General features: G+C 51.2%; 15 protein-coding genes. All 15 read right to left on the minus strand.

The annotated features are described in order from the left end of the window. Positions 1–60: 60 nt before the first annotated feature. On the minus strand, positions 61–1,374 hold the full coding sequence (locus KHQ09_RS11100; protein ID WP_213598277.1) for a replication-associated recombination protein A: 1,314 nt from the start codon (positions 1,372–1,374) through the stop codon (positions 61–63). Positions 1,375–1,475: 101 nt separating this feature from the next. Further along, complete coding sequence (locus KHQ09_RS11105) at positions 1,476–2,948, minus strand: DegQ family serine endoprotease (protein ID WP_213598279.1); 1,473 nt, start codon at positions 2,946–2,948, stop codon at positions 1,476–1,478. 293 nt (positions 2,949–3,241) lie between these two features. Next, positions 3,242–3,667 carry a 50S ribosomal protein L17 gene (rplQ, locus tag KHQ09_RS11110; protein WP_022710964.1) on the minus strand — a complete coding sequence of 142 codons (426 nt, stop codon included), beginning with the start codon at positions 3,665–3,667 and terminating at the stop codon, positions 3,242–3,244. 42 nt (positions 3,668–3,709) lie between these two features. Beyond that, complete coding sequence (locus KHQ09_RS11115; protein WP_022710963.1) at positions 3,710–4,723, minus strand: DNA-directed RNA polymerase subunit alpha; 1,014 nt, start codon at positions 4,721–4,723, stop codon at positions 3,710–3,712. 105 nt (positions 4,724–4,828) lie between these two features. Next, the gene (rpsK, locus tag KHQ09_RS11120; RefSeq protein WP_022710962.1) at positions 4,829–5,218 is read right to left on the minus strand and encodes a 30S ribosomal protein S11; all 390 of its coding nucleotides are present in this window, start codon (positions 5,216–5,218) and stop codon (positions 4,829–4,831) included. A gap of 236 nt (positions 5,219–5,454) precedes the next feature. Then, positions 5,455–5,823 carry a 30S ribosomal protein S13 gene (gene rpsM / locus KHQ09_RS11125; RefSeq protein ID WP_022710961.1) on the minus strand — a complete coding sequence of 123 codons (369 nt, stop codon included), beginning with the start codon at positions 5,821–5,823 and terminating at the stop codon, positions 5,455–5,457. A gap of 484 nt (positions 5,824–6,307) precedes the next feature. Continuing rightward, a complete protein-coding gene (locus tag KHQ09_RS11130) occupies positions 6,308–6,892 on the minus strand; it encodes an adenylate kinase (protein ID WP_022710959.1) in 585 nt (194 codons plus the stop codon). Then, positions 6,889–8,229, minus strand: a complete 1,341-nt coding sequence (gene secY / locus KHQ09_RS11135; RefSeq protein ID WP_022710958.1) for a preprotein translocase subunit SecY — start codon at positions 8,227–8,229, stop codon at positions 6,889–6,891. Before secY ends, KHQ09_RS11130 begins: the two co-directional genes overlap by 4 nt. Positions 8,230–8,381: 152 nt before the next feature. Then, positions 8,382–8,855, minus strand: a complete 474-nt coding sequence (rplO, locus tag KHQ09_RS11140) for a 50S ribosomal protein L15 (RefSeq protein ID WP_122005276.1) — start codon at positions 8,853–8,855, stop codon at positions 8,382–8,384. Positions 8,856–8,875: 20 nt separating this feature from the next. Continuing rightward, entirely contained in the window at positions 8,876–9,073 is a 198-nt protein-coding gene (gene rpmD, locus KHQ09_RS11145) for a 50S ribosomal protein L30 (RefSeq protein WP_022710956.1), read from the minus strand. 48 nt (positions 9,074–9,121) lie between these two features. Further along, positions 9,122–9,682, minus strand: coding sequence for a 30S ribosomal protein S5 (gene rpsE, locus KHQ09_RS11150; RefSeq protein ID WP_022710955.1), 561 nt, complete (start codon positions 9,680–9,682; stop codon positions 9,122–9,124). Between the two features lie 276 nt (positions 9,683–9,958). Next, a complete protein-coding gene (gene rplR, locus KHQ09_RS11155; protein WP_075654833.1) occupies positions 9,959–10,321 on the minus strand; it encodes a 50S ribosomal protein L18 in 363 nt (120 codons plus the stop codon). 12 nt (positions 10,322–10,333) lie between these two features. Then, positions 10,334–10,867 (minus strand): 50S ribosomal protein L6, encoded by a 534-nt coding sequence (rplF, locus tag KHQ09_RS11160; protein ID WP_022710953.1) that lies wholly within the window; start codon positions 10,865–10,867, stop codon positions 10,334–10,336. Positions 10,868–10,907: 40 nt separating this feature from the next. Beyond that, the gene (gene rpsH / locus KHQ09_RS11165) at positions 10,908–11,306 is read right to left on the minus strand and encodes a 30S ribosomal protein S8 (protein ID WP_022710952.1); all 399 of its coding nucleotides are present in this window, start codon (positions 11,304–11,306) and stop codon (positions 10,908–10,910) included. Between the two features lie 13 nt (positions 11,307–11,319). Next, a complete protein-coding gene (rpsN, locus tag KHQ09_RS11170; protein WP_022710951.1) occupies positions 11,320–11,625 on the minus strand; it encodes a 30S ribosomal protein S14 in 306 nt (101 codons plus the stop codon). Positions 11,626–11,633: the final 8 nt, after the last annotated feature.

The raw sequence follows: 11,633 nt of genomic DNA on the forward strand, positions 1-11,633 counted from the left end.
GCATGATTCAACTCATGCACAAACCGCTCTAACCACCGGGTTTTATTGTATTATACGATATTATTTTTGATTACGTTCAATCCGCAACTTCGCCCAATAATCGAGGCGTTTGCGGATTTCCCGCTCAAAGCCACGCTCCGGCGGATTATAATAGTGCTGACGCCCCATCTTTTCAGGGAAATAATCCTGCCCTGAAAAGGCATCCGGCTCATCATGGTCGTAGCGGTAGCCTTCATTATAGCCCTCATCCCGCATCAGCTTGGTTGGTGCGTTGAGAATGTGCTTCGGCGGCAGCAGAGAGCCGTTTTCTTTGGCAGCGCGTCTGGCGGCTTTATAGGCCATATAAACACCGTTGGATTTTGGTGCGGTTGCCAGATAGACACAGGCCTGTGCCAGCGCCAGCTCCCCTTCCGGCGAGCCCAGATAATCATAGGCATCCTTGGCAGCATTACAGATGACAAGCGCCTGCGGGTCGGCAAGACCGATATCCTCCACCGCCATACGTACCAAACGCCGCCCCAGATAGAGCGGATCTTCACCCGCATCAAACATCCGGCTGAGATAATAGAGTGCCGCATCGGGATCAGAACCGCGTACAGACTTATGCAGAGCCGAGATCAGATTATAATGCCCGTCCTGCCCTTTGTCATAGACCGGCGCACGACGCTGCACGATATCCTGCAATTGCTCGGCGGTAAACACTTCATCAGGCCTTGCCGCACGCCAAACCTCTTCAGCGAGCGTCAGCGCCGCACGGCCATCGCCATCTGCCATACGCACCAGACTGGCACGGGCATCCGCATCCAGCGGCAAAGGCTTCTGCTCCACCTCTTCGGCTCTGGCGAGTAATGTGGTGATACTTGTCTCATCATGTGGCTTAAAGGTCAAAACCCGCGCACGCGACAGAAGAGCGGCATTGAGCTCAAATGACGGATTTTCCGTCGTCGCGCCGATCAGCACAACCGTGCCGTCTTCCATCACGGGCAGAAAACTATCCTGCTGCGCACGGTTAAAGCGATGAATTTCGTCGACAAACAGCAATGTCTGGCGACCGGACATACGCCGTGCCCGTGCCGTTTCAAAAACCTTTTTAAGATCAGCAACACCGGAGAAAATTGCAGAGATCTGCTCAAAGGCCAAATCCGTATGACCGGCCAGCAATCGCGCTATCGTGGTCTTGCCGGTTCCGGGAGGACCCCAGAAGATCATTGAGCCGAGGCTACCGGAAGCAATCATACGCGAGAGAATGCCCTGCTCGCCGGTCAGATGCTCCTGTCCTGTGACTTCACTCAAGTCTCGCGGACGCATACGGTCGGCCAGCGGACGGTTACGATCAGCTAAAGGATCAATAGCAGATGAAAATAAATCACTCATAGCAACAGGCCGGATTGCTTTCGCAAACCGGCCTCCCCGTTTCAATCATGCACAAGCGATTTCAGAAAATGAGGTTTCCCCTCAACCGCTTGTGATAAAAATCAGCGAACAAACTGACGGTAAATTACACCATCGCGCTCAATATCCAAACGCCATAATGCACTGCGTCCGGCAGTTAGCACAGCCAGCAGATCGTCGACATTGGCAATGGCTGTACCATTCACACCGCGCACAATGTCACCAGCCTTTAAATTCATTGCCTGCGCAGGGGTGTTGTTTTTCACACCGCTGATAACCACACCGCGTGTTGTCGGTGCGAGACCGGATTTGCGTGCCAGTTCCGGTGTAATATTCTGCACCTGCGCACCAGCCAGAGGATTACGACCTGTGACTTCCCGTGCAGGCGCTTCTTTTGGCGGCTGGGCAAGCGTAACAGCAACCTCACGGGATTTACCGTCATTCAGCACAGTCATCTGCACTGTCTTGCCAATACCGGCAGTGGATACGCGATAGGCCAGCGCATCCGGATTATCGACCTTCACACCGTCAATTGCTGTAATCACATCACCGACTTTAATACCGGCTTCTGCCGCAGGGCTTTTTTCAGCCAGATCAGTAATCAGTGCACCGGAAGGCTGCCTCAGGCCAAGACCGGCAGCAATATCCGGTGTAATCGCCTGAAAAGTTGCACCAACATAAGGGCGCTCGAATGTATCACTGCCGCTTTCAGCCGATTTTACCACTGCTGAAACCATATTCGACGGAATAGCAAAACCAATACCGACAGAACCGCCGCTACGCGAATAAATCGCCGTGTTGATACCAATCAGATTGCCGTTCATATCAATCAGCGCTCCGCCGGAATTACCCGGATTAATCGCGGCATCCGTCTGAATGAAGAAGTCGAAATCCGAGACACCAACCTGTGTACGTGACTGCGCAGAAACAATACCGCTGGTCACGGTCTGCCCCACACCAAACGGATTACCGATTGCCAGCACCAGATCGCCAACCTCAACCTTGTCGGAATCAGCAAGCTTAATGGTTGGCAGTTCTTCCTTGGCATCAATTTTCAGAATCGCCAGATCGGTCGTCACATCATTGAGGAGCAGCTTTGATGAGAATTCACGGCCATCAGCCAGCGCGACTTTAATATCATTCGCACCGTCAATAACGTGATTATTGGTCACGATCAGACCGGAACTGTCTACGATCACACCGGAACCCAGCGACTGCTCCAAACGTGGCTTATTCGGACGCATCTGCCCGCCGAAGAACTGTTCAAAAAACGGATCACCGGCAAATGGCGAGCGCTGCTGCACTTTACGGCCGGCATAGACATTCACCACCGCACCGGAAGTCGACTTCACCAAAGGCGCGTAGGAAAGCTGAATGTCGCTATGGGACTGCGGCACCTGTTTCTCGGCAATTGCAGGTGTGCTCACGGCAGGCGCAAACACAGAAATTGTTCCCGCTGCAATAACGCCGGTGAGTAAAACAGCCAGACCGGCCTTGTAGATTTTACCTAAGCGCCCCGATTTATTGACCGGATCATTCTGCAGATGTGAAGCCATACTTGTATCCCACTTTTCGGAAACCGACTGATTAGGATGAATATAGGCTTCAAAACCAGACGGAAAAGAGGCCGGACAACAAACATAAAATTAAATTATTGTAATAAAACAGTGCATTAGAAGTGATTTTACACAAATCCCCTATTCTCAAAAGAATACAGGATCATCGCAAAACCGAAAACCTAGACAAAAGTGGATAATAAGCCCTCATCTCGGAAGGCAAGAATATTAAACCTAAAAATAAAAAGGGGCCGTAAGGCCCCTTAATTTATATAATCTGCGTTAAACAGATATTATGCAGCTTCTGCTTCAGCAGCTTCAGCTTCAACGCGTGCGCGATCAGCAGCGCCTTTAGCAGTGATGTCGCGTTCTACGAACTCAACAACGGCCATTGGAGCATTGTCACCGGTACGGAAACCGGCTTTCATGATGCGGATGTAGCCGCCGTGACGGTCAGCATAACGGGTTGCCAGAACGTCGAACAGTTTCTGAACCAGCTGTACGTCGCGGATAGCCGAAATGGCCTGACGACGTGCATGCAGATCACCGCGTTTGCCGAGAGTGATGAGCTTCTCAACGATCGGACGGATTTCCTTTGCCTTAGGCAAAGTGGTTACGATCTGTTCGTGTTCAATCAGCGAAGCAGCCATATTGGCGAACATTGCCTTACGGTGGCTTGCAGTCCGGTTCAGCTTACGGAGTGTCTTTCCGTGGCGCATGAGCCTTCTCCTTTAAAATCTATCTTCCGGTCGCAACCGGTCTCAATATTGATCTTCGTAGCGCTTAGCGAGATCTTCGATATTTTCCGGCGGCCAGGTCGGGATTTCCATACCGAGATGGAGTCCCATCGACGCCAGAACTTCTTTGATTTCGTTCAGCGACTTGCGGCCGAAATTCGGAGTCCGCAGCATTTCGGCTTCTGTCTTCTGGATCAGATCGCCGATATAAACGATGTTATCGTTCTTCAGGCAGTTTGCAGAACGGACAGACAGTTCCAGTTCATCCACTTTCTTAAGCAGAGCCGGATTGAATGCGAGTTCAGCAACCTGTTCCTGCGGAGCTTCCTTCTGCGGCTCGTCAAAGTTGACGAAGATCGCAAGCTGGTCCTGAAGAATACGGGCTGCATAAGCAACTGCATCTTCACCAGTGACAGAGCCGTTGGTCTCAACATTGAGGATCAGCTTGTCATAATCGAGAACCTGTCCCTCACGGGTGTTTTCGATCTTGTAGGAAACCTTACGTACCGGTGAATAGAGGCTGTCAACCGGAATAAGACCGATCGGAGCATCTTCAGCGCGGTTACGGTCAGCAGGCACATAGCCCTTGCCCGTATTGACAGTGAATTCCATGCGGATTTCAGCGCCCTCATCGAGGGTGCAGATGACGTGATCCGGATTAAGGATTTCAACATCACCAACCGTCTGGATATCACCAGCCGTTACGACGCCTGGTCCTTCCTTGCGGACAACCATGCGCTTAGGTCCATCGCCTTCCATACGGATAGCGATTTCTTTAACATTCAGTACGATATCGGTTACGTCTTCACGCACGCCGTTGATCGACGAGAATTCATGCAGAACGCCGTCAATCTGAACAGCAGTCACCGCAGCACCGCGCAGCGAAGAAAGAAGAACGCGACGCAGCGCGTTACCCAATGTCAGACCGTAACCGCGTTCAAGCGGTTCAGCCACAACAGTGACCTTATTCTTCGAGCCCTGGGTAAGAAAATCAACCTTGTTAGGCTTGATCAGTTCCTGCCAGTTTTTCTGAATCATGTGCTTTCCTTTAATCTAGCTTTGCCACTATCCAATCGTGGCAACAGAGAGCGGAAACCACGAAAGACCTGAACATAAGTTCGGGCCCTTGCGGCGATGGACTGATTAGACGCGACGCTTCTTGCGTGGACGGCAACCATTGTGCGGGATCGGGGTCACATCACGGATCGAAGTGATTGTGAAACCGGCAGCCTGCAGAGCGCGAAGTGCGGATTCACGGCCGGAACCCGGACCGCAAACTTCAACTTCCAGCGAACGCATGCCGTGTTCCTGAGCTTTCTTGGCGCAATCTTCAGCAGCGATCTGAGCAGCAAAAGGAGTCGACTTACGCGAACCCTTGAAGCCCTGTGCACCGGCTGAAGACCAGGCAATCGCATTGCCCTGTGCGTCAGTGATAGTGATCAGTGTGTTGTTAAACGACGAATTAACGTGAGCAACACCTGAGGAAATATTTTTACGTTCGCGACGACGAACGCGACCGGCATCTTTAGCCATAACTAGTCCTTCCAATTGATCTCGACACCGCCGTAATACCAGCGGCTCCACCGACATATCTGGCCATCAGGCAAGACATGTCTGGATCTGTTTATTGGCACCTCTCGGAGCCAAACTTTTAAGACGCCCCGTAAACGGAGCATAATCTGCGCTTATCTCTGATCTGCGCCATAAAGGTGATGCAGAGACGAGCAAATACCGGAGCCGTTTTATAAAACAGCCCCGGTACCAGCAAATTACTTCTTCTTACCGGCGATTGCCTTTGCAGGACCCTTACGGGTACGAGCATTGGTGTGGGTACGCTGACCGCGAACCGGCAGGGAGCGACGATGACGCAGGCCGCGGTAGCAGCCCAGATCCATCAGACGCTTGATGTTCATCGAAACTTCACGACGCAGATCACCTTCAACGCGGTAATCACGGTCAATGGTTTCACGGATCTGCAGAACTTCAGCATCTGTCAGCTGGTTTACACGGCGATCAAGCGCAATGCCGACCTTTTCCATGATTTCAGCAGCAAATTTAGGGCCGATACCGTGAATATACTGAAGTGCAATGATCGCACGCTTATTCGTTGGAATGTTTACGCCAGCAATACGTGCCATGCGCTTTCTCCTGTATGAACCGCAAGATAACAGCCGCATCGGCATGTTTTATAATCATACGGTAGTTTAAAATATTACAGCACCGGAAACCGGATCACGCTGTAATGAGCTCTACCGAACGCTATCCGCAAGTTGATCTCACAAAAATCTGCAAGTTAACGGCTAATAACACGTCCGAAATCCAAGAGATCCACCGGATTTTCAACAAAGCCGGATCTGTTCTCTATGCCTGCACCGAACCACCGGATACAGACAGCATAAAAATGAACGAAACCGGAAAACCGGTTGCGCCCATCTGAATTAAGCGAATTGTCGCTGTCTTTGACGGAATCGTGAGGAAAAGTCAACCTCTAAGAGAGAACAGGCATAAATGCTTATCATTTCGTTAAAATCAAATTGCAAACACCTGCTTCTAAAAATCAAAGCGCCGACCCGATATTATCAGATCAGCGCTTTGAATTTTCAAAAAGACCGGATCAGACGATCAGGCAGGAAGCAGAAGCTTTTCAATCTCTGCTGTAACATCAGCCATAGCGGCCATGCCGTCTACCAGCTTCAGTTCACCGGTACCTGCATAATAATCAGACAAAGGTGCGGTTTTCTCACGATACTCAACCAGACGCTTGCGGAAAGCCTCAGGATTATCATCTGAACGGACAGTGCCGCCTGCAGCAATGGTTTCCGCAACACGGTTTTCCATACGCTTGATCAGAGCGGTCTCATCGACCTTCAGTTCAATCACTGCATCCAGTTCAGCATGCTTTTCTTTCAGCATACCTGTCAGCGCCTGCGCCTGAGGCACTGTACGCGGATAACCGTCAAGGATAAATCCGCCTGCACAGTCCGGCTGATCGATGCGATCCGAAACAATCGCATTCACGATCTCGTCCGAAACCAACTGACCTGCATCCATAACTGCTTTGGCACGTTTACCGACTTCAGTCTGTGCGGCAACGGCCGCACGGAGCATGTCACCGGTTGAGAGCTGGGGAATGGCATATTTTTCTGTAAGAATTTTTGCCTGAGTTCCCTTGCCTGCACCCGGAGGTCCTAAAAGTATGAGTCTCATCTCGCCCGTCTTCCCCCACGAAGTTTGGATTTTTTAATCAGCCCCTCATATTGATGAGCAATGAGATGACCCTGAATCTGAGCAACTGTATCAAGTGTTACGTTGACAACAATAAGCAGGGACGTACCACCGAGATAGAAAGGTACACCGGCCGCTGAAATCAGGAACTCAGGTACAAGACAGACAATCACGATATAGATAGCGCCAACCACTGTAATGCGGGTCAGAACATAATCAATATATTCAGCAGTGCGTTCACCCGGACGGATACCCGGAATAAAGCCCGAATGTTTCTTCAGCTGGTCAGCAGTGTCCTTAGGATTAAAGACGATAGCTGTATAGAAGAAGCAGAAGAATGCCATCAGCGCCGCATAGAGGAACATATAGATAGGCTGACCGTGACCGAGAGCGGCCAGCAGCGTGCTTCCCCAGGCAGGCATATTTTCTGTATTTGCGAAACCGGCAACAGTTGCAGGTAGCAAGAGCAGCGAAGATGCAAAGATCGGAGGAATAACACCGGCAGTATTCAGCTTCAGCGGCAGATGCGAAGTTTCGCCCTGCGCCATACGGTTACCCACCTGACGCTTCGGATACTGGATCAGCAGACGACGCTGTGCACGTTCAACAAACACGATCACTGCGATCAGCGCAATTGCGAGAACAATCACACCAAGGATCAGCGCGGTTGACAGAGCACCTGTACGGCCGAGTTCGAGCGTACCGGAGATAGCCTGCGGAAGGTTTGCAACAATACCCGCGAAAATGATCAGGGAAATACCGTTACCGATACCACGCGCAGTGATCTGTTCACCGAGCCACATCAGGAACATTGTACCGCCGACAAGCGTAATCACCGAAGTGATGCGGAAGAATAGTCCCGGCTCAGACACAATACCGCTGCCGGATTCAAGCCCCACAGAGATTGCATAGGCCTGCACAAGCGCCAGAAGCACCGTACCGTAACGCGTATACTGGTTGATAACTTTACGTCCGGCTTCGCCCTCTTTCTTCAGCGCTTCAAGAGAAGGCACCACAGAGGTCATAAGCTGTACGATAATCGATGCCGAAATATACGGCATAATCCCGAGCGCAAAAATCGCCATACGGGCAACAGCACCGCCGGCGAACATATTGAACAGCCCCAGCACACCCTGGCTGTGCTGCTGGAACGACTGGGCCAGCGCGTCAGGATTAATGCCCGGCAAAGGAATATAGGTACCAAAACGATACACAAGCAGAGCCCCGAGCGTAAACCAGATACGCTTCTTGAGCTCAGTCGCCTTCGAGAAGGCTGAAAAATTCAAATTGGATGCAAGCTGTTCAGCAGCCGATGCCATGAGATTACTCCGGTCTGTCGTACGTCAGAATCTGACGCCCCTCCCCAGATATGCCCATAGACAACAAGGCGCAAGTAGGCACATGCAATCAATAGGCATAAAGTTGAAAACGGCGGCACTAAGGCCGCCGTCTTGAAGGTATTTCTGAGGCCTTATTCGGCAGAAGCAGCTTCAGGTAATTTTACCGAACCGCCTGCTTTTTCGATCTTTTCGATCGCAACCTTAGAAGCACCGGCAGCTTCAATCACCAGCTTAGCTGTGATTTCGCCATCGGAAACAACGCGGAAACCATCCAGAGCGCGACGGATTACACCGGCAGCGATCAGGGCTTCAGCGGTAACAGATGCTTTTGCATCCAGTTTACCGGCATCCACAGCTTCCTGAATGCGACCAACCGACACAACATTGAACTTCTTAGCGAAGATGTTGGTGAAACCGCGCTTTGGCAAGCGACGGTAGATTGGCATCTGGCCGCCTTCAAAACCATTGATGGACACGCCTGAACGGGACTTCTGACCCTTCACACCGCGACCACCGGTTTTGCCGGAGCCGGAACCGATACCACGGCCAACGCGTTTGCGGGCTTTGGTTGCACCTGGGTTTTCACGCAGATCATTAAGTTTCATGATAATTCTCCTGCGCTTGATTAAGCTTCGTCCACAACGCGGACGAGGTGCGCAACCTTGGCAATCATACCACGAACGGAAGGTGTATCTTCCAGTGTGCTGCGGCGGCGCATTTTGTTAAGACCGAGACCAACGAGCGTAGCACGCTGTTCTTTCGGACGACGAATTGGGCTACCAATCTGTTCAACGGTAACCGTTTTGCCTTTAGTCGAAGACATAACTTTGTTCCTTAAGTCCTTGCGGGGCTAACGCCCCTCACCCAATGGTTATTCTTCACCGGCAACTACGTCGTGACGACGAGCCTGCAGTGTGGAATACTTAATACCGCGCTGTGCAGCGATATCTTTCGGGTGCATCTGATGCTTCAGCGCATCAAAAGTTGCACGCACCATGTTGTATGGATTGGATGAGCCAAGCGACTTGGCTACAACGTCCTGAACGCCGAGGGTTTCGAAAACCGCACGCATTGGACCACCAGCGATGATACCTTTACCGGCAGGAGCCGAGCGAAGAAGAACCTTGCCGGCGCCATGACGACCCTGCACATCGTGGTGCAGTGTACGGCCTGAGCGCAGCGGAACAAAAATCATATCGCGCTTGGCAGCTTCAGTTGCCTTACGGATTGCTTCAGGCACTTCGCGAGCCTTACCATGACCAAAGCCTACACGGCCCTTCTGATCACCAACAACGACCAGAGCAGCAAAACCGAAACGACGGCCGCCTTTAACAACTTTGGCAACGCGGTTGATGTGTACCAGCTTATCGACGAATTCGCTGTCACGCTCTTCGCGGGCGCGATCTTCGCGATTACGTTCTTTCTGTGCCATTTCCTAATTCCTTTTTCTTTTCCGGAAGCACAAGTGAAACATTAACAAGCTATTAAACCCGAAAATGCACAAATTGACACCCGCAGTTCAGCTCTCTGATAAATCAGAAACCAAACCGGAAGTGTCATTACATCAGACCAGAACCGTAAACGGTTATGAAAATATGATGCGTAGTCAGCTTACAGCAATAAAAAGTGAGTCACTTAAGCCTCACGGCGCTGTAATACAGAAAAAATGTCGTCAAATGCAAGCACCTGACGACATTTTTTAATTTTATTAGAAGCTGAGACCAGCTTCGCGTGCTGCGTCTGCAAGAGCTTTCACACGGCCGTGGAAAATATATGCACCACGATCGAAGACAACTTCTGCTACACCGGCTTTAGCGGCGCGTTCTGCAACCAGCTTGCCAACTGCAGCGGCAGCTGCACTGTCTGCACCAGTCTTCAGGGACTTTTTAAGGTCACCGTCAAGGGTGGAAGCAGCAGCAACAGTGTGACCACGTACATCATCGATAATCTGTGCATAGATATTCTTAGATGTACGATGTACGCTCAAGCGCAGGCGGCCATTCGAAACAGCTTTGAGCTGACGACGAACGCGTGCAGCACGGCGCTGAATAGTTTGTTTAGGCGATGCCATAACACGTGTTCCTTATTTCTTCTTACCGGCCTTGCGGACGATAACTTCACCGGCATACTTAACGCCTTTACCTTTATAAGGTTCTGGCGAACGGTATTCGCGGATCTCGGCAGCAACCTGCCCGACAACCTGCTTGTCAATACCGGAGACAACGATTTCCGTTGGCTTAGGTGTTGCAACAGTGATGCCAGCTGGAACATCGTATACAACTTCATGGCTGAAACCCAGCGAAAGCTGAAGGTTTTTGCCCTGCATAGCAGCACGATAACCAACGCCGGAGATTTCAAGTTTCTTTTCGAAACCGTCTTTAACACCGACGAAGATGTTGCTGATCATGGTACGGGCCATGCCCCACTTAGCGCGGGCGTCTTTCGACTGGGACAGAGGAGTAACGCTTACTGCGCCCTCTTCCATCTTCACGCTTACTTCATCACTTACGACGAACTTCAGTTCGCCTTTCGTGCCTTTGGCAGTAACAGTCTGACCATCAACGCTGGCGGTCACGCCTGCCGGAACCGGCACGGGTTTTTTACCGATACGAGACATTGTTAACCCTGTCCGTTTCTATGTTCACCACTCAGCCACATCAGAAGATGCGGCAGAGCAGCTCACCACCAACGTTTTGCTCACGAGCCTGATGATCAGCCATTACACCCTTAGGGGTGGAAAGAATGCTGATACCAAGGCCGTTAGCGACCTGAGGAATCGACTTTACTGAAACGTAAACGCGACGGCCCGGCTTGGAAACGCGGGTCAGTTCACGGATTACTGGCATACCTTCGTAATATTTCAGTTCGATTTCGATTTCGGATTTACCGTTGTCAAAATCAGTCTGTGTATATCCGCGGATATAGCCTTCAGCCTGCAACACGTCCAATACGCGTGCACGCAGCTTGGAAGCCGGGGTTGTAAGCTTGGTCTTTTTACGACCGATAGCATTACGGATGCGGGTCAGCATATCGCCGATAGGATCTGACATAGTCATATTATAACTCTCCTTACCAGCTCGATTTCACGATGCCTGGCACCTGGCCGAGCGAACCCAGCTGGCGCAACGCAATACGCGACATCTTAAGCTTGCGGTAGAAACCGCGTGGACGTCCGGACACTTCGCAACGGTTGCGAATGCGAACCTTGGAGGAGTTACGTGGCATCTCAGCCAGCTGAATGGTAGCGCGGAAGCGCTCATCCAGAGGCAGGGACTGATCCATAACAATTGCCTTCAAACGTGCACGCTTTTCAGCATGACGCTTAACCAACTTTTCGCGGCGCTTGTTTTTTTCGACTGCGCTAGTCTTGGCCATTTTTGATT

It is taken from the genome of Pseudochrobactrum algeriensis, assembly GCF_018436245.1.
In the GTDB taxonomy this organism is placed as follows: Bacteria; Pseudomonadota; Alphaproteobacteria; order Rhizobiales; family Rhizobiaceae; genus Pseudochrobactrum; species Pseudochrobactrum saccharolyticum.